The sequence below is a fragment of the uncultured Endozoicomonas sp. genome (assembly GCF_947495845.1).
In the GTDB taxonomy this organism is placed as follows: domain Bacteria; phylum Pseudomonadota; class Gammaproteobacteria; order Pseudomonadales; family Endozoicomonadaceae; genus Endozoicomonas.
Map to the genome: position 1 here is coordinate 247,172 of NZ_CANMAO010000004.1, position 25,485 is coordinate 272,656.

Genomic DNA, 25,485 nt, shown 5'->3' on the forward strand with positions numbered 1-25,485 from the left:
CCCACTCTGTAAAGATTGCATTTCGCTTTTGAGAAATTGTCTCCAGAAGTCGTTATCTCTTGTAAAAAATCCTGATAGCATCGCCACCCCATAAACTGAGGCGCTGTTGATATTCAACATTGTTGTTCAGAGGTAACACCGGTAGAAAAGAACCCTTTTCACCTCATGGTTACCCTTCATGGAGGAGAATCCAAACAACGTTTGTTTATGTACTAATCTCAGCCAAGACTTTTCTACACTTCCCACGGAAGCTTCAATCGATGAAACGATATTCGCTTAAATCCGACCTGTGCTTTACGGGTTCTGCGTTTTTCACCTTAATGATTCTGAGCACCCTGGCTCGCTTGTTACTTTTTTTCTGGAATAAAGACGTTGCCGCCACCTCTGCAACTGTCGATCTCACCATGGGATTTCTCGTGGGTATGCGCTTTGATTTAATTATTAGCTGCGCAGCCATTATCCCAATGGCACTGGCCATTGTCATGCCCAGTGGGCTTTATCATCGTAAGGTCTGGAAGGCTTGGCTGACGCTGGTTTCTGCCATGATGCTATTAACCGCGTTGGTTGAACCCATCTTTTACGATGAATTTCACAATCGATTAAACAGCATTGCCATTCAGTACCTGAATGAAGATCCAGCTACCGTTTTAAGCATGTTAATCAATGGTACGCCATTCTTCACTCTGCTGTTTGTATGGATAGCCTGTATTGCCATGGTGTTCGGCGCACTTCAATGGTTTGACCGTCAGTTTCGCACAATGGACGACAGTGGTTTCAAAGCATGGCTACCAAGACTGCCGGCTTTTCTAGCATTAATACTTCTGCTTGGCGTTGGTGTCCGAGGAGGAACTCTCCGAAGTGGCGCACCACTGCGCTGGGGAGATGCGGTTCACAGCCAGGATACTTTTGCCAATCAGCTGGCATTGAATGGGATGTATACGTTCATCAAAGCGGTTGAAGGTTTGGGCGATAAAAAAGGCGCCAACCTTGTATGGCTGGAAGCTATGGATAATCAGAATGCTCTGAATATCACCCGTCAAATGGTTCTGGAGCCGGAAGATAAGCTCCTCGATCCTACAAAACTGGCACTGTATCGCGAAACCACGCCAAAGCAGCGCACGCTTCCTGAGAATGTGAAGAATGTCGTCATAATTCTGATGGAGAGTTTTTCTTCCCGCTATACCGCTTCAGAAGGCAGCACTCTTAATATCACACCGTACTTTGATGCCCTGACCAAAGAAGGCGTGTTGTTCAACCGGGCATTTTCCAACGGTACTCATACCCATCAGGGCATGTTCGCCACATTCTCCTGCTTCCCGAATACACCCGGCAATGAATACCTGATGCAAAGCCCTGAAGGCGATACCCACTTCAGTGGTTATGCGCCGATCTTCAACGATCTGGATTACAAGAACAACGTCTACGTCTATAACGGTGCCTTTAACTGGGATAATCAGCAGGGCTTCTTTGGTAATCAAGGCATCAACCGGTTCATTGGCCGGGATCAAATGGATGAGCCTCATCATGTGGACCCAACCTGGGGCGTATCTGATGAAGACATGTTTGACAAATCTCTGGAAGAGTTAGACCGACTGGCCAGTAAAGACGAACCATTCTTTGCCATGCTGCAGTCGTTGTCTAATCACATGCCTTATTCCCTACCGGAAAAACTTTACATTGAGCCTGTCACTGATCAGGGTTCAAAAAACGAGCGTCTAACGGTAATGCGTTATTCGGATTGGGCTCTTGGCCAATTTTTTGAGTCGGCAAAGAAAACCTCCTGGTATAACGACACACTGTTCGTACTGCTGGGCGATCATGGCTTCAGTGTGGATGATATCCTCACGCCAATCGATATGTTACGCCATCAAATCCCCGTGTTAATGATTGCTCCGGGCTTGCAGGAAGCGGTAGGGGAAACGGTGTCGACCGTTATGTCTCAGGTCGATGTCGTGCCAACAGCGGCCAGCCTTTTTGGCAAGCCTTATGCTCAGCATTGCTGGGGACGAGATATTCTGTCTGTGGATAAAAACGACCATGGTTTTGCAATATTCAAACCTTCAGGCAGCAGCCCTGTGGTTGCCATGGTGAAAGGCGACAAGGTTCTGGTAAAACAGCCAGATATCGAGCCAGAGCTGTTCAGCTACAGTTTGGGGAAAAATCCGACCGCTACCCGAATTGAATCGTCGGAAACAGAAGCCACGCTGTATGAAGAGCTTTCTGCCTATCTGCAAACCGCATTGCGCAGTTTGAATAATCGTTCTGTTGGAGAAAAACCGGGGTTAGAAAAACTCTAACCTTCAACACAGCTGGAATCACTGAAACACATTGGTTCCGGCTGCTTTGCCCGCCTCCCATTTCCATTACCGCAATATGACGGTAAAATTCTGCTCCTTTATCGATTCCTGACGGACTGACATGGTTCTCGCTTTTGCTCTGTACAAATATTTCCCTTATGGCGGACTACAGCGGGATTTTCTGCGCATTGCCCTTGAATGCCAGAAAAAAGGTCATGAGATTCAGGTCTATACGACCCAATGGCAGGGAGAAAAGCCGGAAGGCTTCAGCATTCATTTTCTGAAGCCCAAAGGGTTCTCTAACCACCAGAAAATGTCAGATTTTGCCCAGCAGGTTCACCAGAAACTAAGCAGTTCCCCTGCTACTTTATTGGTCGGCTTTAATAAAATGCCCGGGCTGGATGTCTACTATGCAGCAGACACCTGTTATAAAGCCAAAACGGACAGCAAATCCTTTCTGTATAAAATGACGGCTCGATACAAAGCGTATTGTGCATTTGAAGCGTCCGTATTCGGCCAGAAAAGTCACACCGTTTCATTATTAATTTCCGCGTTACAGAAACCGGTCTTCCAGGATATTTACGCTACCAGCGACGACCGGATTCACCTTTTACCGCCGGGAATATCCAAAGACCGCTGCCGCTCGGAGAATGCTGACAATATACGCAGAGAGTTTCGTCAGTCCTTCAATTTGTCCGATGAGGATCACCTTGTGCTGATGGTTGGCTCGGGTTTCAAAACCAAAGGATTAGACAGAGCCATTAAAGCCATCGCATCATTACCAGAAGCGACAAGGGCTCGTACTCAGTTTTATATTATTGGTCAGGATAATCAAAAGCCATTCATCGCATTGGCTAAACGTCTTGGCGTTCTGGATAACGTTCGTTTCTTTGCTGGTCGAGATGATATTCCGCGCTTTCTTCTGGGTGCCGATTTGTTAATTCACCCGGCCTACAACGAGAACACCGGCACAGTGTTGCTGGAAGCTCTGGTATCAGGCCTTCCGGTATTAACGACAGATGTCTGTGGCTATGCCCATTACATTTTGGATGCTGAAGCAGGCCAGGTGATCCAATCGCCGTTCTCCCAAGACGCATTGAATAAGGCAACATTATCAATGCTGACCTCTGAGCAGAAACAACAGTGGTCCGACAATGCTGTGCGCTTCAGCAAGCAGGCCGACTTATACAGCATGCCGGAGCGGGCAGCCGACATCATTATCGCCGAGGCGTTCAAAACCGCCGGGGCCTCCACAGTTGAAGCGGATAAGAAACCGATTGAGGTCACGAACTAAGTGTTGTACCTGAGAGAAGATTTCCAAAAAGCCTGGGAAGGTCAAAACCCTCAGGATGTAGTAGAAACTATGGATGGCGAAGTCTACCGAGCCTTGGAAGCGCGTCGCACCTACCGCTTTGAACTGAATGGCAATGGATTCTTCGCCAAGGTGCATGGCGGTGTTGGCTGGATGGAAATTCTGGAAAACCTGCTCCACTTCAGAGCGCCCGTATTAGGCGCCCGCAATGAGTGGGAAGCGCTTGAGCGCCTGCACAGTCTGAATATTGATACCATGACGCCCGTCGCCTACGGTGAAACTGGCAGCAATCCAGCAACCCAAAGATCATTTCTCGTGACAGAAGAACTCGAAGGGATGATTACTCTGGAGGATTTCTGCAAACCCTGGAATAAAACGCCGCCTCCTTTTTTATTAAAGTTGGCCATGGTTAAAAAACTGGCCACTATCAGTAAAACGATTCACAACAACGGTTTAAATCATCGGGATTATTATCTCTGCCACTTTATGATGCCGGATGTCCTATCACCAGATCCTGACAACCTGACGTTTTACATGATCGACCTGCACCGGGCGCAGCTACGGACAGAAACACCTCTGCGCTGGCGGATTAAAGACCTGTCCGGACTTTATTATTCAGCCATGGACGTTGGTATTACCCGTAAAGATCTGTTCCGGTTTATCAAAATCTATACAGGTTTGCCTTTAAGAGAAGCATTAACTCAATACGAGTCCATGTGGCAAGCCATTGAGAAAAAAGCTCAGAAGCTTTATCAACGTATGGCTAGAAAGCTTCCATCGAATTCATGAATTTTTGAGTAAAGGCAATGACCACAGGGATTACCACTTACACCGTTGAGGCGCTCATCGCCTTAAAGGAAGCACCTGCCAACGGGTCATATCTGCAGATTCAAGACAAATCATTGCTTATTGAATCCGTGCTGCGCTTTTTACCGGGTAAACGCCTGGTCGCAAAAGCGATATTGGATAATCAAGTGGTGCTGGCCAAGTGCTTTCTTGGAGAATCTGCCAAACGCCATATGCAGCGTGAGCAGGATGGGCTGGAATCGTTTACTGCAGCAGGCATTGCCACGCCAGTCATTTATAACACGCTACAAACTCAGAACGGCTGCCTGCTGACAACTGAATTTCTGGATGCTTCGCAATCTCTTGATGATCTTTGGCAACAGGATTTAGCAGACGAACAACGACTGTCGCTTTTAAAGCAGGCCGTTAAAACACTCGCCACCTTACATAAGCACAATATTGTCCATAACGACCCTCATCTGGATAACTTTCTGATGAAAGATGGTGCGCTCTATCTGATTGATGGTGGCGGCACAAAAAAAGAAAGCCATCCGTTATCCACGGCAACAGCATTGGATAACCTGGGCTTTTTCCTGTCGGTACTGTTTCCAAGGTTCGACCACCTTTCTGTGCAGTGCCTGCCGGAATATCAGCAAATTTTCCCGCTTGGAAATATATCCGAAGAAGTTTTAGGTATGGCCATCAGCAAGCGACGAAAATGGCGTGAACGCTATCTGGAGAAGATATTCAGAACCTGCACGGACTTTGTCGCTGAATCCAAGTTTAATAAGTTTCAGGTGATTAACAGAACGGAAATCAGACCTGCTCTTACAGAGTTTATGGCTGATCCGGAACCACTCATCAACGCCGGAAAAGTGCTCAAGCGTGGCAGCACGAATACCGTGTCCATTGTGACACTGAGCGATCAGACCCAGGTCTTTGTAAAGCGCTACAAAAGCACCAAAGGTTTGCTGCACTGGTTTCTCCGTGGTTTCAGGCAATCCCGCGCCAGAAATGGCTGGTACACTGCCCACTACCTGCTGCGCTTGCTGGGTATCGACACGCCAAAGCCTATTGCTTTAATGGAGTATAAAGTCGGGCCTTTTGTCACCTGCAGTTATCTGGTGACAGCGTTCGTTGAAGCGGAAGATGCGTTGCATTACTTCAATGAGCTGAAAACCATCACGCCTGAAGCAACAACCCGGTCGAAGTTATTAAAAGACACGTTGAAGGTGTTGAAGGATGCACTGTTTTTCCACGGTGATATGAAAGCCACCAACTTTTTGTTTGCCTATGGCCATCCACTGGTGATCGATCTGGATCAGGCCATGATACTCAGCCCCGGGAATACGGCGGAAAAACTGCTTAAAAAAGATGAAGCCCGCTTTGCCAGAAATTGGCCAGCAGGCTCCATTGCTGAGCAGCTGTTTTCGAAATACTAAGATTTAACGTCGGTACTTTCAAAGATTTTATCTGCGGAAGCAGCGACAAAGCCCTGATAGAGTTGTCCATCAGGCATCGGGTAACGCATGGCGAATTCGTAGAAACAGCCGGGAATGGTCAGTTCGCCATCGTTAAAGCTGACATTTACTTCTTTCGCCATGGTCGATGATTGCTCCAGAAACACCTCCGGTGAGCCTTTCACCAATCCACCGCTGGTGTTCAGTTCATAACCGTTATCCAGCAATAACTGATTAACGCCGTTGATGTCTGCCGGTGCCTTCAGGTGGTTTATCGAAACGGTGAAATGGTTAGCTCGAAAGCCATGGGCGGCTAACCATGAAGCGTATTCACTTTCTGCGGCCAGTGTCTTGTATTGTTCCAGAGTCACTGTCCACGGACGGCCAGAGCAACAGAAACTTTGCTGATTCACACTCTCTTCGTTCACCTGATCAACAAGGCTATTAATGATCGTCTGACAATCTTCAGGCAGCTCTTCCACTTTAAGCTCACTGATAAACACTTTAGGCAGGGTATCATCGGGGTGCTTGTAGTATCTGGCAAACAGCTTTTTAGCCGGAAAATGATACTCATCCATGGGCTGATAACCGGCATCAACAAATGGCTGCGCCACTTTTTCCAAAGAGAGTTTTTTCAGGTTAAAAGTTCTCAAGGCAATATGGTCATTAATCACATTGCCTTGATTTAACTTATCGAAGAGCTGATGGATGGGTTGGGCATCCGGAGTCAGTGTCAAATAATCCTGCCACATGGCATCAAGCAATTCATGAATTGTGAGCTTCATTGTTACGCGCCTCTCAGCCACTCCAGTTGATCACCGTTAGCTTGCCGGTATGCCAGCGTCAGTAATAAAGCTGCACTGAGTTTCGCTCGCGGAACCAGGCTATTTACTTTCAAATACTCTTGTTCGCTGTGAATCGCCCCACCCTGAACACCCAGAGTATCGATATTTGGAATGCCTGCGGATGCGAGATTGTTGCCATCACAACAACCGCCGGTGGGTTTCACATCGATGCTCAAACCAAGCTCAGCGCCGAGGTTTTGCGCTAATGCCAATAGCTTTTCATTGGCAGGGCTCAATAATTTTGGCTTGCGGGTAAAGCCGCCGTGTAGCTCCAGATGAATTCCATCGCGGGTGTTTATTCCATCGATAATGTCATTCAGTTTATCCAAACACCATTGTTCATCATCCGGGTGCTCCAAACGGATATTGAATTTGTGCACACATTTATCCGGCACAACATTGGTTGGGCCACCGCCATGAATAAAGCCTGGATTAAAAGTAATACCCGTCCGCTGTCCATTAAGATCGTCCATGGCAGAAACAAAGTCACATAAAGCTCTGATGGCATTACGACCAAGGTGATGCTCACGACCGGCATGGGCAGCCTTACCATGACTGACAACCGAAAAGTTCCCACTGCCTTTGCGTTGCCCGGCCAGACTCCCATCTGGAAAACTGGGTTCAAAAATCATCCCCAGATGCACACGCTTTGCCGATTCCGCAATCAAAGGCGCAGAGCCGGGAGAACCAATCTCTTCATCAGGATTGAACAGGATTTCCCAGCCAATATGTTCAGCCCAAGGGCTTTGCTCAAGTATTTCCAATGCCTTGAGCATCACCAGAATGCCACCTTTAAGATCGGTAACACCCGGCCCATTAACAGTTTCATCATCCAGCCACTTCACCTTTTGGAACGGGCTGTCTTTTGGAAAAACTGTATCCATATGCCCACAAAGAAAAACCTGCAAAGGGGCTTCCGGGCGTTTACGAATTCGAAGCGCATCGCCTAACGGGTTATGAACAATATCGCCCTGATCATTCACCACTTCCCAAGGGGCAACAGGTATACGTTCATGGTCAGAAGATAGGTTAGCAGTGAGTTTGAGCAGGCTTTCCAGTACCTGATTAACACCATCACGGTTCAGGGTACCTGAGTTGATTTCTGCCAGTTCAATGGTGCGGGAAAGCATGTCATCCTGCTGATCATTTAACAAATCAAGCAGGGAACGTATTTCGGAAGGGAGTGTATCAATAACAGTGTCGTTTATATGTTGCATCCAGAACGTCTCATCGTGTTTATACACCCCCCGCTCAGCTAACGGGGGTATGAGTTAGCGAGAGTTCACTCAGGCTGAAGTCACTTTGGCAACTGCCCTTTCCAGTCTTGCCATACCTTCATCAATATCTTCATCCGGAATAATGAGTGATGGTGCAAAACGCAATACATTAGGTCCAGCCACCAGCAACATAGTGCCTTCCTGAGCCGCAGCAGCCAGAAAATCTTTACCACGACCATGGTAATCTTCCACCAGCTCCGCACCGATCAACAGACCTTTGCCACGAACTTCTTTGAAAATGCCGTACTTTTCCTGAATCGCATCAAGGTGCTTGCGGAAACGAGCATGCTTCTTGCCGACATTGTCGAGCACTTCTGGGGTATTGATTGCTTTGATGACTTCCAGAGCCACAGCACAAGCCAGTGGGTTACCGCCGTAAGTGCTGCCGTGAGTACCAAAACCAAAACTTTTGGCTACTTTATCAGTGGCCAGCATCGCACCAATTGGGAAACCACCGCCCATAGACTTGGCACTGGTAAGAATGTCCGGTGTGACGCCATAGTCCATATACGCATACAATTTGCCGGTTCTACCCATGCCCGATTGAACTTCATCCAGCACTAACAGTGCATCATGTTGATCACACAGTTCACGGATACCTTTGATAAAATCAGCATCCGCTGGTAATACGCCACCTTCACCCTGAATAGGCTCAAGTACAACAGCACAAGTGCGTTCAGACATCACCGATTTCAGCGCATCCAGATCGTTATAAGTGGTGTGAACAACACCGCCAGGAACTGGCTCAAAACCCTCACGATATTTCTTCTGTCCACCAACGGTTACGGTAAAGAGGGTTCTGCCATGGAAGGACTGGGTAAAAGAAACGATTTCATTTTTCTCTGGACCAAAATTATCAAATGCGTACTTTCTGGCGAGCTTGAATGCCGCTTCATTGGCTTCTGCTCCAGAGTTACAGAAGAAAACCTTGTCTGCGAAGGTGTTATCGATCAACTGTTGCGCCAACGCTAACGCAGGTTCATTGGTATAGATGTTGCTGAGATGCCAAAGCTCTTCACTCTGCTTTTGCAGAGCCGAAATCAATACCGGATGACAATGACCAAGGGCATTGACCGCAATGCCGCCGGCAAAATCGATATACTCTTTTCCTTCCTGGTCCCACACTCGTGATCCCTTGCCTCGAACAGGCACCATGGACTGTGGCACATAATTGGGAACCATTACCTGATCGAAGGTTGAGCGACTAACGGGATGCTCTGACATACTTTTACCTCTTGGTCAGTTGTTCTTATCAATTGTTGTTGCATTTTACACAAGCCTGAGAAACTTGTACGCAGTTTTAACAAACCTTCACAGATAATTCATACGGGTACCTGACGAGCCTTCAATTGCTCTCGAAGCGCGGTAAGAATTTGTGTGCGTCCGTTCACCCCGATCAATCGACCTTCTTCCACCACCGGGTAAATCTTGGGCTTATTATTTTGCATGGATTCGGCCAGAGTGATGATACTCTCCGATGGACTTGCAGTAAGCACTTCCTTACGCATTACATCACTGGCCAGAACATCAAAATCACAATGATAACTACTGCCCAACAGTTTCTGAATACAGTCTTGCTCTGATAGAAAACCGATCAGTTTTTTATGTTCATCAACGACCGGGAGGCCGGTCAGATGGTGCCGACAAAGCAATTCTGTTGCTTCACTGAGGGGAGTATGTCCATAGATAACCGGGGGGTCGTAAAGCAGATAATCACGAACCTGAATATGCGCATTCATAGCCGCCTCCTTTTCCCTTCAAAGCATTGCTGAACCATAGCGAAGGTTGTCTTTCAGTCTAGCTGAAGCTTTACGCCTCAGCATAGTGAAGTGCGGGAAGCCTGTGATGTTTAATTCAATTTCTTAACGGCAAGCTCTGCCTGCTTAAGTTCCTTTTCAATCGCTTCATGGAGTAATCCGAACTCACTATCGTAACGCAGCAGCTTGTCGGTAAACTCTGGAATCAACTCCGTAATAGGCACTTCCGTATTGTCCGGTAAGCTTTCCGGAAGTATTCGAGTGAGATTAATCCAGTGCATTTCCGTTTGCCGAAAAAACGACAACAGTCGATCATATTCGACCGCAGGGTTAAACATGTCCGGCTTTCTGCCAGCACGGGAAAGCGCAAGAAGGTCAAAGATCTGTTGTAATTTGGCATCGTGCACGGCCAACGCGGTATTCACATGTCTCAAGTCATTGGCATAACCACTGGCTGCGGTCTTGCTGACCGGGGCAACCGGTGCCGCTTGTACTTCTCGCACATTATCGATAATGGCGATATCCGCCTGCTTGCCAAATGCCATATCCGGGCGATTCAGGTGCGTGGCCGCTAGATTGACCAGATGGTTTTCAACTTTATTAAAATCGACCTCCATCATTTTCATTAGCTTTTCCAGCTTTTCATTCACACCCAATTCATTATTGCTATCTGTCTTCACTTCAGCAGAAACACCAAACTCTGGATCCTTCAGAGCCTCAGGCTGGTAAGAGCGCTCATTCATAGTCTCTTGTACCGACGAGGTCATAGCATTATCTCCTTTATTGCTATTCCTTTATTGCTAACTATTTAAGCCTAGTCGAAAAGCGATAGCCTCTTTCTATCGGTCAGGATTAGCAAAATCTATTTGCAAATGAGATTCATTCTCATATAATTAAGTCATCAACGATTCAGACCTCGGAGTTCACCGTGATCAAGACTATTTCCTTTGCTGTAATACATTTTTTTGTTGCTTTTTCAGTAGGTTATATAATGACCGGCGACATCGTGATTGGCGGCGCGCTCGCCTTGGTAGAACCTGCAGTCAACACTGTTGCCTTTTACTTCCATGAAAAGGTGTGGAACCGCATAAAAAAGACTGAACCAAAGCATAACAAGACCTTGGTCGCAGCATAGGTCATAGCCCAAACTTTCAAACGTTTAAACCGTTGCCATGGCGCCTTTATCCAGGCCTTCGTAAGCGAACACTTTGATCTGCCGATCTGGTTTCTGTTCCGCCAAACGACGAACAATATATTGTGCCAGCAGTTCAACCGTTGAATCTGTATCGATCAAATAGCACTGTGTGACTGGCAGGCTGAGCTCAAAGTAGCCCTGGTTCGCCTGATAACCAAACCGGTAGTACTCTGTGCCATCCACCCGGAACGTTTCCAGCAGATCTTCCCGGGTTCCAATATAGATATCCCGCCACTGAGCCGCCCACCAGGCTTCCAGCGCCTGATCTCGATGCTCATCCACATAAACCTGTATCTGCGAACGATGCCCATGGGCAATTCGCTGACAATCACCATCGTGCTTTTTCAAGCCATGACTGTAGTGATAATAAGCACCGCCAATATCTTCCGGGTATAAATTCAAATCTACTTTCTGAACATTCTCTGGCAACTCTGATAGCACAGCGGCTTCAAGGAAAGGTGTTAATAATTCAGGGGTAATGCTCTCACTGTCCACCAGTAGTAGGGCCTGAGCGGGCGCAACACAGGAAACCAAACCACTTTGCGCTGAAAACTGAACGGTGAGCTGATTTCCTTCATGGCTGACAGACGTCATTTCTGACTTGCAAGGCACCAGTAATCGGTGATCCGCCATGATATCCAGCATCGCTTTGATCTGTTTTTTCACATGACCAAAATCAAACACCATGCCCTGCTCATCAAGATCTCCCCACAGAGTTACATCGACAATCCATGTTTCACCAACCACACCCCGCTCTGGACAGAGATAGCTGAAATCAAGGGTCGTGAGCTTATTGACGAACAATGCCTGCATAGTACTTCCGGGCTTTTAAGTGATTTGTTAATAGAAATTAAAAGCCCCGTTATTTTGGAAGCTAATAGTGAAATTATCCACATCCAGTATCTATTTATTACATTTATACGCATTCATACCTACGCAAAGCTTTTATTATGCTTGCCAGCACCGGTGCCAGACGATTATCTTCTGCACCCTGAAGAGAATCAACTTTATGGGCCAGTCTTTATGGGCCAGACAGTGGACCAGGAACCCTCCACCAAGGAGCCAGCCTTGAGCAGCCAGATCACACCGGAAGAACTGAGTTTTGATGCCAATCATATCTGGCACCCTTATAGCACCACGGTTAATCGGGTGGATATGTTCCCAGTGACCGGGGCTGACGGTGTTTATCTTCATCTGAACGATGGTCGCCGGGTGATTGATGGCATGTCTTCCTGGTGGTGCATGGTGCATGGCTACAACCATCCTGAAATGAATCTGGCACTGAAGCAGCAGATCGATGAGTTTTCCCACGTTATGTTTGGCGGGCTGACCCATAAACCCGCTATCGATCTGGCCAAAAAGCTGGTAGCGATGACGCCAGAGCCGATTCAAACGGTTTTCTTTGCCGACTCCGGATCCGTCGCGGTGGAAGTGGCTATCAAGATGGCTATGCAGTATTGGATCGCCCAAGACCGCCCTGAAAAGAACAAAATGCTTACCGTACGTGGTGGTTATTACGGCGACACCACCGGTGGTATGTCTATCTGTGATCCCGACGGAGGCATGCATCACTGGTTTACCGGGATTCTTCCTCAGCACTATTTTGTCCCAAGGCCTGGCTGTGGTTTTCATGAACCCTGTGAAGACAGCCATCTGGCAGAAATTCGTCAGTTTCTGGATCTCCAAAGCCACCAGCTTGCTGGCATCATTATTGAACCCATTGTGCAAGGCGCCGGCGGCATGCATTTCTATTCGCCAGATTACCTGGTACGCCTGCGTCAGCTATGCGATGAATATGACATTCTGTTGATCCACGATGAAATTGCCACCGGTTTTGGTCGTACCGGTAAACTCTTTGCCTGTGAACATGCCAATATTGTTCCTGACATTATGTGTGTTGGCAAAGCGCTGACCGGTGGTTACATGACCATGGCCGCCACGCTTTGCACAGAACAAGTTAGCAAAACCATTTCAGAACATGGACCTTTCATGCACGGCCCTACTTTTATGGCCAACCCTCTGGCCTGCGCTGCAGGTAACGCCAGTCTCGAAATACTCTCTCGAGGAGAGTGGCAACCTCAGCTGGCCATGATCGAAACAGTCCTCAAAAATGAGCTAATGCCCTGTGCCGAAATGGCCTCAGTTTCTGAAGTCCGGGTGCTCGGCGGTATTGGTGTGGTGGAATTAAAAGAGCCGGTGGTGATGGCTGAAATACAACCTTTGTTTGTGGAAGAAGGCGTCTGGGTGCGCCCATTTGGCAAACTGGTTTATGTGATGCCCCCTTATGTCATCACCCCTGAAGAACTGAAAACTCTTTGCAATAGTATTTGCAGAGTCCTTCATCGTGTTGGCAGATGATTTAAAATGACGCTATTTTTCAGTTTCACAACAATTTATTAAGTCGTTTAAAGGAGTACAAACAATGGGTGCAGGTCTTCCAAAAACCCCGGAGCAGTTCCATAAAATCCCCCACGCCCGTGTTGCCATTATTGGCAGTAGCTGGCACAGCGACTGTGTTGACGCCATGATCAACCGAGCTGAGAAAGAATTGTTGGCGCTTGACGTCAAATCCGAGAACATCTCTGTACACAAAGTACCGGGTTCTCTTGAGTTGCCACTGGCTGCAAGGTTGCTGTTTGAAAAAGATCCAGAGCTGGATGCAGTGCTAGCCTTTGGTGTGGTTCTGGAAGGCATTACCAGCCACGATGAAAGTGTGCTTCACGCCGTTGTTAACGGCTTCCAGAATGTCACTGAGCGTTTTGGCAAACCGGTGATTAACGAAGTTATTGGTGTCACCAGTATCGAAGATGCCCACAAACGTTCTGGCGATAACCATATGAATAAAGGCGTTGAAGCCGTCTATGCTACATCAGAACTGTTGAACTGGATTCACCAGCTCTGAAAATGATGTGAGTTGTCAGTAGAGGCTACAAAGATTCCTGAGTAGCCTCTTTATTGGCCACCATACCGCTCTTTTCTACAATATCTTCTACAAGCCCTTCCTGTAACTCTTTATTCACCATGACGGTGACACAAGCATCAGACCAAACGTTCACAGCGCTCTCGAACATATCAATCAGAGCATAAAAAGGCAGAATGATCACCAGTAGCTGCAGAGGTACCCCCATCGCGGCCAGAAAAGCACTGGACATCATATAACAGCCCATGGGTACACCAGCATTGCCAATGGCTGCGACGGTGGCAATACCAATCCACACCACCATCTCAAAAGTTGAAAACGCCACACCACTACTTTGAGCCACAAACAGTACCGTAATCAAAATAAACGCAGCACAGGCATTCATATTAATCGTGGTACAAATCGGCAGACTAAAACGGGCAACGTTGCTTTGAACGCCCAACTTCTCCGCACACTCCACAGAACTGGGCAAAGCCGCCACCGATGATTTACCAAAGAATGCAATGGTCAATGCAGGCCACATCACTCGAGCGGTTTGCCATGGGGAAAACCCTTTACTTTTGAGAAACACAGGCAAAACAATGCCCGCCTGAATCACGTTGGCAGCTAAAATACAGGCCAGATATAAAGCCAACTCAGTTAATACTTCTTGCCCATGAAGATCTTGAACAAACTGGTTGACGAAAGACCACACGGCTAAAGGCATCAACTTGAGCACAAATGACGTCATTTTCATCACAGCGGCGAACATGCTGTTATAAAAAGTATTCAAGTTTGAGCGATGCTTCGGCTCCAAACAAATCACCGAAAAACTGAACAACAGCGCTAAAAACAACACGCTCATTACGTTGTGCGTTTGAAACGGTTCAATGAAACTGGAAGGAATTACTTTATCAAAATGCGTCCATAAATTAACGCTTGTCTCTTGCACAAATTGATCCGCTTGCCCTGACAGTGAGTGCCCCAGTGGATCAATCAACAGATACAACCCAAGAGCAATGGTGGCAGCGATAATCGTCGTCGCTAGTGTGTATTTAAGGACACTGCCTCCCATTTTTTTCACCGTAGAAAGATCACCGACCCCAGACAGCGTAGAAACCAGTGAAAAGAAAATAACCGGCAGACTTATTAATTTCAGCATTCGGATAAAGAGGTCAGAAACAATCTGGCTGGCCTGATAAAACTCTGGTAAATGAAGCCAGCCTGTGAAAATCCCCAATAGGCCGGCAAAAATCAGAACGCTATTTCCCGTAAAAAGCGAGCCATTAAGAAACAAGAAAGTCCGACCGGACCGACAAGGGTTTTTCTGCATTTGTGGTCAACACCCATTAATTAAACAGACCTTACAAGATAGACAGAGTCCACATAACGCCTTATCTTATTTTGGTATTAGCTTGGGCTGTTCAGGCATGAAGACAAATTTTCATTTTATCCGGGCAGGAACTTTTGGGACAAAAGCCCATCTTAATATCTACTAGACTTCTCCCGCCAATGGCATGTGCGTGTGCGGCTTCACCATTATAAAACGCCTAAGTGTTGCCCTCTGAATGACTCAGGAGCAGTAAAATGCTGAAAAACATATATTTTTCCTTTATCGGGTCTGAAAATGACGGTCAGTGCGTACCATTGCACAAGGTATCAAGACGCTTCTTCATTCAAGAGCTCTTGCTGTCAGAAGAGGCCGAAGAAAGCGAAGAGTATCTTGAGGAATGGTTTTTCCCTTACCCAGAGCATCGAGCCTTACTCGTAGACTCTTCCGATGCCACAACCGTTAGCAAGCTCACTTCTGTCAGATTGAAGGCAGCCGTTGGTATTCACTGTAGTCGCAAGCGCGCTTATAGTTTATCCATCTCGGGTGTTGGTAAACACAGACCTTCAAAAATAGCTCGTTGGAATAGCTCAGAAAAAAACAGCCAGGAGTCTCGTAACAAAACGTCAATAGCTCCTAAAGACTCCAGCAAGAAATAAGATTAGAATCACCGCAGAACTGACAAACCACTGCGAAGATTCGATGACAGACCAGACAACCTTTATTCGGCAGACATTCCCGGTTGGTCCGCTGCAATGTAACTGCACAATTATCGGTGACCCGGTCACCAAAAGGGCTTTTGTTGTAGATCCCGGCGGAGATCCGGACATCATCCTTGCCAAACTTGAAGCCCTTGAGCTGAAGGTTGTGGCCATTATTCATACCCATGCACACCTTGACCACTTTCTGGCCAGCGGCGATATCAAGAAAAAAACCGGTGCGCCTATTTACCTCCATGAAGGCGATAAATTTCTCTGGGATAACCTGGAAATGCAGTGCCGCATGTTTGGCGTTCCCTATCGTCCGGTGCCAGATCCCGACTATTGGCTGAAAGACGATGAAGCCCTACCCTGCTGTGAAGGCGTCGCCATGCATACGCCCGGCCATACGCCCGGTTCCATGTGTTTCTGGTTTGAAGAACCCAAGCTATTGATTGCTGGCGATACCTTGTTCCGTCGATCCATTGGCCGGACCGATCTGTGGGGCGGGGATTACAAAACCATTGAAAAATCCATCAAACAACGTCTCTACACTCTGGATGAAGAAGCCGTTGTGGTAACGGGTCACGGTCCGGACACAACAATTGGTGAAGAAATCCGGGAAAATAGTATTATCCGCGGTTAAATTCTGATGAAGGAAATATCCATGCAATTAAACAAGATGGTTGCCACTGCAATCCTGATGGTAAGTGCACTACTGGCAGGCTGTCAGACAACTAACCCATACACTGGTGAACAGCAAACCAATAAGTCCACGAAGTATGGTCTTGGTGGTGTATTGGCCGGCGCTGCTCTGGGCGCTCTTGCCGATGGTAAAGACGGCGCTCTTAAAGGAGCCGTACTGGGTGGTGCTGCAGGTGCAGGCTACGGCTATTACCTTGATAAGCAGGAAGCCGTGCTACGTTCAGAACTTCAGGGAACGGGTGTTCAAGTCTATCGTCAGGGTGATCAGCTAAGCCTGATCATGCCTTCCAACATCACCTTTGATTCCAGCCGTTCCGCGATCAAATCGGCTTTCTATCCAGTGCTCGGTTCCGTTGCCAAAGTATTCAAAGAGTATGACCGTAACCTGATCGAGATCGTTGGCTACACCGACAGCACCGGTGGCGATAAGATCAACCTGCCACTGTCTCAGCAGCGCGCTGAAAGCGTTGCAGATTACCTTGTATTCCAAGGCGTGCCAGCGACTCGCATCAGCGCATTCGGCCAGGGTTCTGCCGACCCGATTGCCAGCAACAGCACATCGGCTGGTCGTGCACAAAATCGTCGTGTAGAGATCAACCTGCTACCTGCTCCACAGCGCTAAACATAAGTACCCAACCATATGAAATCATATTTTCTGACTTGTTGATCAGACCCTCTAACTGCGTTGCAACTCTGGTCACATAGCTCGCTATGCTCCCGCCGTTGCGCCTTGCAGAGAACCTGATCAACAAGCCAGAAATATTCGATTCCATATGGCCGGGTACTTAGCAAGAAAGGCGGATCACCCGCCTTTCTAACTTTCCCTCCTCCACCTGCCAATCATTCACCACCAAAACCCAATCGATCCACCAATAAATAAGCGTAAATAAAAAAAGATGGAACCAATCATCAAAGACTAGAGTCTCATAAGAAAAAGGACTTTCTTGATGCAGCTTCCTACTGTCTTTTTAATGCTATTTATTGCGGTCTTAAGCCACCGCGGCGCAACCCACTACGATGAAGCCTATAACCATGACTATGGCCCAGCGGCCAATCATCCCAACTGGATGGCACGGGTAGACGGCAACAAACGAATCAGTGAGCTCTCCCTGCCCGGCACCCACGACTCCATGTCTGTCAATGGTGGCGATATTGCCCAGAATCAGACCATGAATCTGTTAGAGCAGTTGTACTCAGGTGTTCGAGTATTTGATATAAGAGCCCGACATATCGACAACCAATTTCGAATGCACCATGGTATTGTGCCGCAAAATACCTGGTTTGGAGAGGATGTGCTGCGAGTCATCAACTTCTTTCTGGAAGCCTTCCCCAGTGAAACCGTCTTATTTCGCCTTAAACCTGAATATTCAGAAACGAACAACACCCGCAGTTTTACCGATACGTTAAACGCTTATTTGGAAATTTACGGCAGTAAACGATGGATACCTACGTCCCAAAACCCAACATTGGACGAAGTACGCGGTAAGTTCATTATTCTTCAAGACTTCACCGGACAGACACCAAATCGCCAGCCCTACGGTATTTTCTATCTAACATTGGACATTCAGGATCAATACAAGATGGGCACTAACTGGAATCTTCATAGCAAATGGACTGCCATAAAAGAGCATATCAACCGCGCCAGAGTATTCCATCAGCAACGTATTTTTATGAACTATCTGACAGGGTCTTATGGTTCATTCCCGTATTTCGTTGTCAGTGGGCACAGCTCTCACGGCACTTCAGCTCCGCGCCTATCCACGGGTTTAACAACACCCGGCTGGTGGTATGTTTACCCTGATTTCCCCAGAACGTCATGCTTTATTGGTATTTGCACCATTGCTTTTGAAGGCACCAATACCCTGACAGCAAATTACATCATCTACCCAGACAATACACCTGTTGGGATCATTATGACTGACTTCCCAGGTAAACGACTGATCGAGAACATCATTCGATTAAATGGAGTAAATCCTTAGTTATTTATCACTTATAAAAAACCCGACATCCGTCGGGTTTTTACCACAGCGATCAAACTTAGAAGTTGTATTTAACGGTGTAAATCATTGCGTTGTTATTGCCAGCCAAACCCAGTTTGTTGCTGGCATAACGATATTGAACGCCAGCGCTCACCTGAGTGATCGGGTGCCACCAAAGAGCAACCGCACCATTAACACCAGTTGTACCATTAGAGTCTTTGTATTCATCAGCGCGGAGCATTTCAATCTCGGTCCAGTTGGTCACAGACATCTTCTGTCCCGCAGCGGAAAAGCCATAACCGGCTACCCAGCCAGCCATGATGCCATTAGAGCCATTGTAGCCAGTTTCAATATCTGCATAATGAGCACCAACCCATGGTTTAATCCACAGTCCAGAATCATTAGCGTAACGGTAACCCAAACCTACAACCGTATTAGTCTCGACAAATGCCTTTGAATTAGTGTGATAGACCTGAGAATAAACGGTGAAATTTGAGTCACCCAGATAATAATGCATCGTACCCTTGGTAGCTACGCGCTTCTCTTTACCATCTTCATTTTCACGATCATTGAATGGGTTTTCCAGATCGTAGAATCCATACACTTCGCCCCAGTTGAAGCCAGCGCCCCCTTCAACTTCCAGGAAAACAAAATCTTCTTTAAAGCCATCGTTACGTTGCTCCGTCCCTTTGGACCAATCCAATTGGTTCACGCTGACGTTTGCAAAACTCCACTGAACATCGGTCCATGATGAAGCTTCAGAAGCCATAGCATTAAAAGAACAGGCTGTAATTGCAGCAACGGAAGCAATTTGAGTCCGTAATTTCATCGTTTTTCCTTTCAGGATTATTGTATGTTCGTGCATATTTTTTGCACGCCGAGCAATGTATAGTTTTTATACGATCAAAGGTATTCGCGATTTGCGAAGTGCTATATGTGCAAATACTGAACTATGGTAACAAAATGTATCAGACCGATTTACCTGATATTTTCTGAATCAAAGCGAATATTGCTATGAAAGTTGCATAAACAAAAAATATAAAACCTAGGGCTCAAAACCTTCGAAATACCTATTTTGTGGATGCGAAAGGAGGCAAACCCTGAGATCACCTCAGGGTTCTTTTTCTTAGTAACACGGTTATTTGAGATCAGGTAAGAAAAATGCTTTTTGGGGCAATAGTCTTAGTAGAGAGAACCAAATAATTCCAGCTGCGTCATATAGAGACGAGTATCCAATTCCAGCTGTTGATAGTGTGGCTCCATATGGCAGCATAATTGGTAAAACGATTTATTGTGCTCTGCCTCTTTTAAGTGACTTAGTTCGTGCACAACAATCATTCTTAAAAAATCTTCCGGCGCATTTTGAAACAATGTGCCGATGCGAATTTCTTTACGAACCTTCAGCTTGCCACCATGGGCCATCGTGCGGGAAACATTGATGCCCAGCGCCTGATACGTCTGGCTGAGCTTGCCATCAAACAGCACTTTGTTGAGTGGTGCTGACTTACGAAGATATTGGTTTTTAAGCGTCATCGTATATTCATAGAGCGCTTTATTATTCCTTACTCCATGAGGCTCAGGGTATTTTCCTAACAACCATTCACCCAAACGCTCTTCTGAGATCAGGCGCTGAACCTGCTCAATAATAGGTTGAGGGTAGTGGAGTATATATTTCAGCATGTCACGTTACAGTTATTTAAACATTGAAAGGCCAATCCTCTTGGCTCAATGACGCTAAATCGTGCTTAGGAACTGTCACGAAATAACTTACACATTTAGCCAGAACCGTTATCCGTTTACCGTTATCCGTAAAGCCTTGTTGCTTGCGCTTTCACGGATAACGGCAAATGGAAAGCACTTCTCTGGGCAGTAAAGTTATTCAGAGACAGTTCCTTAATGATGCTGCACCGGCAGGTATTTGGTTAAAAAATCCATCACATGGGGCACGTATTTTTCTGTATCAAACACGGGCGCGCTGTGCCCAACACCTTCTTCGATAAACAGTTGATTCGCGATGCCATATTCATCAAGCCTGGCTTTCAGAATCTCACTTTGGGATAAAGGCACGCGTTTATCCACCGTTCCATGAAGTTGAATGTACGGAGGTGTATTTTCATTAATATACGTCGTGGTTGACGCTTGCCTGGCGACCTCCGGGATATGACTGGGGATATCCCCTAAAAAGCGAGACACTGACGATTTCTTACTGGTTTTCTTACCGCTTTTACTCCCCAGCGCCAGCAGATCCGTCGGCCCAAAAAAGCTGACAACCCCTAAGACCTGGTACTTGGGTGGCTCATAAAAGTTGACCTTGCTGTAGGCTGAGTTGGTCGCACCAATAAAACCTGCCAAGTGACCACCAGCCGAACGCCCCATCATCACTAACTCGTCGGCATTGATGTTTAACCGGTCAGCATGCTCATTCAGATAATTAAGCGCATCATTGATATCTTGAACCGGCGCCGGAAAATCTACCTCACCACTGAGTCGATAATCCACCGACGCCAAAGCGTAGCCTGCTTTCAATACGGACTGGAGCAACAATGGGTTCTTCTCAGGAATCGCATCTTTGCTTCCGCGCTTCCAGGCACCGCCATGAACCCAGACAAGCAGCGGAAATTTAGCCTCCGCGTTTGTGGTGGGTGTATAGAGATCTAATTTAATCTCTTTTTCTCCCACCGCCTTAAACACGATGTTTTTCTCGACCTTAAAATCCCCTGCCATGGTGGCGAATGAAAACAATAAAAGGGAGGTCATTAACGCTTTAATCTTCAAATTCATTTCTCTATCTTAAACCTTAAGCACCCAACCATATATAAAGTCATATGCTCGGGTGCTTACGCCTGATTAAAACGTCGCTTCAGCAGCTAACCAGTAACGGCGGCCATCTTCCACATAACCAAACTCTTCTTCGGTCGTCTGCTTATCAAACAGGTTGTAGACACCAGCCATTAATTTCGTGCTTTTTGTCACTTGCCAGTTGGCACCGAAATCGACATAGGTAACAGAAGGCGACAGAGTTCGTGTACTACTGCTGGAAATATTGTCTTTTTCTTCACTTTGGTAGTTTATACGCAACCATGAATTGACGTCGTCTTTCACCGCCCAGTCACCATTGAGAGACACAACATGTTCAGGTGCCTGCACAACGGGCAAGCCATCATCTGCATCGCTGGTATTTTTCTTACTGCGTGTGTAAGTGTAGGTGGCGCCCACATTAATCTGCGCGGTCACTTTTTTTACCACCGATGCTTCGGTGCCGTAGCTCGTGGCATCATCAATGTTGACATACGTTCGGTCGCAGCTTCTGCTTAAGCAGGTCGGGTCCAGATTGACACTTTCAATCTTGTCTTTGAAGTCACTATGGAACACCGTGATATTGGCGGACAAATCACGACCATTGGCAAAATACAGCCCAAGTTCTTTATTCACTGATGTTTCTGGTGTTAAGTCGGAATTACCGTACACCTCACACCAGCCTCCACAGCTTTCCTGAATCCAGTCACTGTCCATTTCAGTCAAACTTGGGGCGCGATAACCTGTCGAAACGCCCCCTTTCAGCGTCCAATCCTGATGCATTGACCACACACCGTACACTCGTGGGCTCCAATGACCGTCAAAGGTATCGTTCTGGTCATAACGTGCACCTAACGTTAAGGCAAACGTATCGGTGAGATACCACTCGTCTTCAGCAAACAGTGCCCACTGATCATTTTTTGAAGACAGCCCTTGCTTCTTATCATCTAACGCTTTTTGCTCAAATGATGCACCCACCGTCAGATGGTGTTCATCAAAGAAGATGCCCCATTGGGTATTGAAAAGATCATTCACCACTTCCTTGTCAGCGCCTTTATTCTCAACAGTTTCACGGCTTACATAGGAGGAACCCGTTCCCCAGTCGTAATTGCCTGAATGGGAAAGACCAATGGAGTGACGATTATACTGACGCTCCGCCACTTGAGAGTTTCGTATTACCGATTTGCCCAACGTGGTGACACGCTCTTGATCATGCTGGGTAAACTCTAATGAAAAGGTGTCTGTCTTTGTGGGGGTCAGATACACAGACCCGCGATAACTGTCCAACGTCTTTCCTGCGTAACCGCCTTCAATATCGTCTTCCGCTCTTTCTTGATACAAGCCTGAAAACGATGCACTCAACAGACCGTCCACCAGCGGACCCGCTAAATATAACTGGCCTTGATAACCATTACCTGAATCGGAGTTTTCCTGCAGCGTGGTTTCAACGCGCAGGCTGCCCTGCCATTGCTGATAGTCTTTGCGTGTGATGATGTTGATCACCCCGCCTAACGCATCAGAGCCGTATAGCGTAGACATTGGTCCGCGAACCACTTCGATTCGCTCGATGGCGTTCAATGGTGGCAACCAATCTTGCTCAGTAAACGTACTGCCATTGGTTTCAGTTTCTCGTCCTGACTGCTTACGGCCATCCACTAAAATGGCGGTATACTCTGCCGGCATACCCCGAATAGAAATATCCGTCCCATCACCACCACCGGTCACGGTCACACCGGGCATATCGGTCAATGCGTCCGTTAAATCCTGGTAAGCGCGAGTGTCTAATTGCTCGCGGGTCATCACACTGATAGTGGCTGGAGCAGCAGTGAGCTGTTGCTCATAACCTGCCGCTGTCACGACCACAGCCTCCATCATTGTCGTGGTACCTACCTCTGCAGCGTCATTCGCGACGCCCATCATCGGTACAGTGATACAAGCGGAAGCAATCGATCGGGCAAGCTGAGAACGAGAAAGTAGCGACATAGTGGCTCTAATTAAGATTTAATTGCATTTAATAATGGTTCGCAATTAAGCCTGTTAACCCTGTCAGTGACAAGTAAATCGATATCACAGGTTTAGAATATCACTATCCTGAAAATGCATAATGGTCACGACACATTGCTACTCATGCAAGGATGTCTTCGCCAACATACAGCGCTTTGAAAATCCCCCGGACCCACTCACACATTGGGTCATCATTAAAGCGTTTGTGCCAGTATAAATAGACCTCCTGAAAATCAAGCTGCAACTCTTGAGGGACTTCTCTCACAATCAATCGTGAGTCTTGGCAAGCGGCCTCTGCAAAGGGGGTGGGCAAATGAAAAATGATGTCAGTTTCAGCAGCAATGCTGGGTGCTGAGCTGAAGTTGTTTAACAAAATGGGGGCAGAAAGGCGTCTTGTCTTATTGGCTAACCCAAGATTTTTATACATGTGTTCAAAAGATAGTTTTGTCTCCCCTTGCAAAGAGATCTGACCAAAGTCGTAAGCCGACAGTTTTTTGGGTGTCAGCGTTTGGTTGGCGAGCGGGTGATCACGATTCATCAGTAAACGAAATGTTCGTTTGGCTACCACCATACGATAAATGTTTTGTTCAGAGCTCGGAGGCTGATGTGAAGATAGCGCAAAATGCACATCGCCGGAGACCAGCGCATCAAAGTGTCGTTTAGGGGTTGAGTCCAAACTGATGGTCAGCCTAGGGGCTTGCCGCCGGATCTTTGCAATGACTTTCGGCATGAGGGTGTTGATTTGGGGTAACAGCCCATAAATTTTAACCGTGCTACTGACAATACCGGGGTCAAAGGATTGCTTATGGGCCAACTTTTCCAGGCTGGTAATGACATTGTTTATGTCATGTTTTACGGATTCCGCCTTCGGAGTGAGTTCATAACCATACTTCTTACGAACCAATAACTCATCATCAAAAAACACGCGCATTTTCTGTAATGCACGGCTGACTCCCGACTGGCTCATATTTAAAGCCATCGCCGTATTCGAAACGTGTTTTTCTTCCAAAAGGTGCTTTAAGACAAACAGTAGATTCAAATCAATTTGCGATAAATTCATGCTGGGAGTCTCATTTAACGACTCGAGCTATCATACACAAGCTGTACCCTGATCATGAAAATATTAAGAACCCAATCTCCAGTCTTGAACGACAGAGTACAGATAATAAAATTTAGTCTCAATTTCGCTTCGACACTTTTTCGACACTTTTTCGACACCCCTCACTTTTAGTGGAATTTCAGACAAGAAAAAACCCTGTAAATCAGTGACTTACAGGGTTTTTGATTGGTGGAGACGGCGGGATTTGAACCCTGATATCACTTCAGGGTTCTTCTTATTTTTCAGTAGGTTAGAGATAAACCAAAACTACAAAACAGCCGTTTTTACGCAATTTTACGCTGTTTCCCGCTATTTTTTGGACACTTTTTGGACACTTGGATTGGAAGGTATAACCATGAGGATACTCGAAACATGGCAGCATTTTTGTTGCATTGAAAATATTAATCATAAAGGCAACCGATGATGTCGTATGATGTCGTACAAGGCGACATCATTATATTTTACTGTGTCCATTCCTATAAAACATCAGGATAAAGTAATGCCTCAGCAAACCTGTACGATATCTCCTATCATGCTTACTCACTACAGAGATAAGGCAAATTTCACCCAGCAACAACTGGCAGACAAGGTTCATCTTTCGCTTCGGCAATATCAGCGAATAGAAAAAGGTGGCCTAACTAGCCCACAGACATTGAAAAGACTAGCTTCAATCTTTGCAGTAACAACCGAAACGCTAAGTAAGCTACCTGACCATGTAGAGTCTGAATGGTTCATAATTGATCCAAATGGTAATGGATCATTAGAAAAATCATATTTGAAAGCACTTGACGAAATAAAAGCGTGTGCAGATAAAATTTTTTCTCTCTACCCTGAAAACTGTCATGTAGAAATTCATTTTGATAACTCTGATCCTAGTTGCAAAAAAATAACCGTAAGATATCCCCTTGATGACACTAATTTTGTCTGGAAATTCTACGCAGCAAGATTCTCCCAAGAAACGGGCATCTTCAGCCACTCCCGATGAATATGCGACACAATCCATTATCAGAAAATTGTCGTAAGCACTATTTGATAGAACAATGAAA

Annotated in this window: 24 protein-coding genes; 12 read left to right on the forward strand and 12 right to left on the reverse strand. The window is 46.6% G+C overall.

Going from position 1 to position 25,485, the window contains the following annotated elements; all coding sequences use genetic code 11:
* Positions 1-260 precede the first annotated feature (260 nt).
* The 4 genes from Q1B11_RS05350 to Q1B11_RS05365 all read left to right on the forward strand — a co-directional run bounded on the left by Q1B11_RS05350 (position 261) and on the right by Q1B11_RS05365 (position 5,837).
* Entirely contained in the window at positions 261-2,297 is a 2,037-nt protein-coding gene (locus tag Q1B11_RS05350; protein WP_299728717.1) for an LTA synthase family protein, read from the forward strand.
* Between the two features lie 121 nt (positions 2,298-2,418).
* Entirely contained in the window at positions 2,419-3,591 is a 1,173-nt protein-coding gene (locus Q1B11_RS05355; RefSeq protein WP_299728720.1) for a glycosyltransferase family 4 protein, read from the forward strand.
* Entirely contained in the window at positions 3,592-4,398 is an 807-nt protein-coding gene (gene rfaP, locus Q1B11_RS05360) for a lipopolysaccharide core heptose(I) kinase RfaP (RefSeq protein WP_299728723.1), read from the forward strand.
* A 17-nt stretch (positions 4,399-4,415) separates the two neighbouring features.
* The gene (locus Q1B11_RS05365; RefSeq protein WP_299728726.1) at positions 4,416-5,837 is read left to right on the forward strand and encodes a lipopolysaccharide kinase InaA family protein; all 1,422 of its coding nucleotides are present in this window, start codon (positions 4,416-4,418) and stop codon (positions 5,835-5,837) included.
* Here the strand turns inward: Q1B11_RS05365 and Q1B11_RS05370 are convergent.
* From Q1B11_RS05370 to Q1B11_RS05390, 5 genes are all read right to left on the reverse strand, one after another.
* On the reverse strand, positions 5,834-6,640 hold the full coding sequence (locus tag Q1B11_RS05370) for a DUF1338 domain-containing protein (RefSeq protein WP_299728729.1): 807 nt from the start codon (positions 6,638-6,640) through the stop codon (positions 5,834-5,836). The two genes, Q1B11_RS05365 and Q1B11_RS05370, sit on opposite strands and share 4 nt — an antisense overlap.
* Before the next feature lie 2 nt (positions 6,641-6,642).
* Positions 6,643-7,917 carry a hydrolase gene (locus Q1B11_RS05375; protein ID WP_299728732.1) on the reverse strand — a complete coding sequence of 425 codons (1,275 nt, stop codon included), beginning with the start codon at positions 7,915-7,917 and terminating at the stop codon, positions 6,643-6,645.
* A 69-nt stretch (positions 7,918-7,986) separates the two neighbouring features.
* Entirely contained in the window at positions 7,987-9,201 is a 1,215-nt protein-coding gene (locus Q1B11_RS05380) for an aspartate aminotransferase family protein (RefSeq protein ID WP_299728735.1), read from the reverse strand.
* Between the two features lie 98 nt (positions 9,202-9,299).
* Positions 9,300-9,716 (reverse strand): CBS domain-containing protein, encoded by a 417-nt coding sequence (locus Q1B11_RS05385; RefSeq protein WP_299728738.1) that lies wholly within the window; start codon positions 9,714-9,716, stop codon positions 9,300-9,302.
* Between the two features lie 110 nt (positions 9,717-9,826).
* On the reverse strand, positions 9,827-10,501 hold the full coding sequence (locus Q1B11_RS05390; RefSeq protein WP_299728741.1) for a hypothetical protein: 675 nt from the start codon (positions 10,499-10,501) through the stop codon (positions 9,827-9,829).
* A gap of 161 nt (positions 10,502-10,662) precedes the next feature.
* On the opposite strand from Q1B11_RS05390, the gene Q1B11_RS05395 reads away from it, so the two are divergent.
* On the forward strand, positions 10,663-10,869 hold the full coding sequence (locus tag Q1B11_RS05395) for a DUF2061 domain-containing protein (protein ID WP_299728744.1): 207 nt from the start codon (positions 10,663-10,665) through the stop codon (positions 10,867-10,869).
* Between the two features lie 24 nt (positions 10,870-10,893).
* Here Q1B11_RS05395 and Q1B11_RS05400 read toward each other — a convergent pair whose 3' ends face one another.
* Positions 10,894-11,742, reverse strand: a complete 849-nt coding sequence (locus Q1B11_RS05400; RefSeq protein WP_299728747.1) for a 6-carboxytetrahydropterin synthase — start codon at positions 11,740-11,742, stop codon at positions 10,894-10,896.
* 255 nt (positions 11,743-11,997) lie between these two features.
* On the opposite strand from Q1B11_RS05400, the gene bioA reads away from it, so the two are divergent.
* Positions 11,998-13,287, forward strand: a complete 1,290-nt coding sequence (bioA, locus tag Q1B11_RS05405) for an adenosylmethionine--8-amino-7-oxononanoate transaminase (RefSeq protein WP_299728750.1) — start codon at positions 11,998-12,000, stop codon at positions 13,285-13,287.
* A gap of 64 nt (positions 13,288-13,351) precedes the next feature.
* The gene (gene ribH, locus Q1B11_RS05410; protein WP_299728753.1) at positions 13,352-13,831 is read left to right on the forward strand and encodes a 6,7-dimethyl-8-ribityllumazine synthase; all 480 of its coding nucleotides are present in this window, start codon (positions 13,352-13,354) and stop codon (positions 13,829-13,831) included.
* A gap of 25 nt (positions 13,832-13,856) precedes the next feature.
* On the opposite strand, the gene Q1B11_RS05415 is transcribed toward ribH, so the two are convergent.
* Positions 13,857-15,161 carry a dicarboxylate/amino acid:cation symporter gene (locus Q1B11_RS05415; RefSeq protein WP_299728756.1) on the reverse strand — a complete coding sequence of 435 codons (1,305 nt, stop codon included), beginning with the start codon at positions 15,159-15,161 and terminating at the stop codon, positions 13,857-13,859.
* A gap of 254 nt (positions 15,162-15,415) precedes the next feature.
* Here Q1B11_RS05415 and Q1B11_RS05420 point away from each other — a divergent pair, with 254 nt between their 5' ends.
* The 4 genes from Q1B11_RS05420 to Q1B11_RS05435 all read left to right on the forward strand — a co-directional run bounded on the left by Q1B11_RS05420 (position 15,416) and on the right by Q1B11_RS05435 (position 18,540).
* Positions 15,416-15,817 carry a hypothetical protein gene (locus tag Q1B11_RS05420; RefSeq protein WP_299728759.1) on the forward strand — a complete coding sequence of 134 codons (402 nt, stop codon included), beginning with the start codon at positions 15,416-15,418 and terminating at the stop codon, positions 15,815-15,817.
* A 43-nt stretch (positions 15,818-15,860) separates the two neighbouring features.
* Positions 15,861-16,502 (forward strand): MBL fold metallo-hydrolase, encoded by a 642-nt coding sequence (locus tag Q1B11_RS05425; RefSeq protein ID WP_067514925.1) that lies wholly within the window; start codon positions 15,861-15,863, stop codon positions 16,500-16,502.
* 21 nt (positions 16,503-16,523) lie between these two features.
* The gene (locus Q1B11_RS05430; protein ID WP_299728764.1) at positions 16,524-17,183 is read left to right on the forward strand and encodes an OmpA family protein; all 660 of its coding nucleotides are present in this window, start codon (positions 16,524-16,526) and stop codon (positions 17,181-17,183) included.
* Positions 17,184-17,508: 325 nt separating this feature from the next.
* Positions 17,509-18,540, forward strand: a complete 1,032-nt coding sequence (locus Q1B11_RS05435; protein ID WP_299728767.1) for a phosphatidylinositol-specific phospholipase C — start codon at positions 17,509-17,511, stop codon at positions 18,538-18,540.
* A gap of 58 nt (positions 18,541-18,598) precedes the next feature.
* Here the strand turns inward: Q1B11_RS05435 and Q1B11_RS05440 are convergent, their stop codons facing one another.
* From Q1B11_RS05440 to Q1B11_RS05460, 5 genes are all read right to left on the reverse strand, one after another.
* Complete coding sequence (locus Q1B11_RS05440; RefSeq protein WP_299728770.1) at positions 18,599-19,369, reverse strand: outer membrane protein OmpK; 771 nt, start codon at positions 19,367-19,369, stop codon at positions 18,599-18,601.
* Positions 19,370-19,722: 353 nt separating this feature from the next.
* The gene (locus Q1B11_RS05445; RefSeq protein ID WP_299728773.1) at positions 19,723-20,220 is read right to left on the reverse strand and encodes a YgjP-like metallopeptidase domain-containing protein; all 498 of its coding nucleotides are present in this window, start codon (positions 20,218-20,220) and stop codon (positions 19,723-19,725) included.
* Positions 20,221-20,433: 213 nt separating this feature from the next.
* Positions 20,434-21,321: an alpha/beta hydrolase gene (locus tag Q1B11_RS05450; RefSeq protein WP_299728776.1), complete on the reverse strand. Its 888-nt coding sequence runs from the start codon at positions 21,319-21,321 to the stop codon at positions 20,434-20,436.
* 66 nt (positions 21,322-21,387) lie between these two features.
* Positions 21,388-23,319 carry a TonB-dependent receptor gene (locus Q1B11_RS05455; RefSeq protein ID WP_299728779.1) on the reverse strand — a complete coding sequence of 644 codons (1,932 nt, stop codon included), beginning with the start codon at positions 23,317-23,319 and terminating at the stop codon, positions 21,388-21,390.
* 142 nt (positions 23,320-23,461) lie between these two features.
* Complete coding sequence (locus tag Q1B11_RS05460; protein WP_299728782.1) at positions 23,462-24,400, reverse strand: LysR family transcriptional regulator; 939 nt, start codon at positions 24,398-24,400, stop codon at positions 23,462-23,464.
* Positions 24,401-24,938: 538 nt separating this feature from the next.
* On the opposite strand from Q1B11_RS05460, the gene Q1B11_RS05465 reads away from it, so the two are divergent.
* Positions 24,939-25,424 carry a helix-turn-helix domain-containing protein gene (locus tag Q1B11_RS05465; protein WP_299728785.1) on the forward strand — a complete coding sequence of 162 codons (486 nt, stop codon included), beginning with the start codon at positions 24,939-24,941 and terminating at the stop codon, positions 25,422-25,424.
* Positions 25,425-25,485 lie beyond the last annotated feature (61 nt).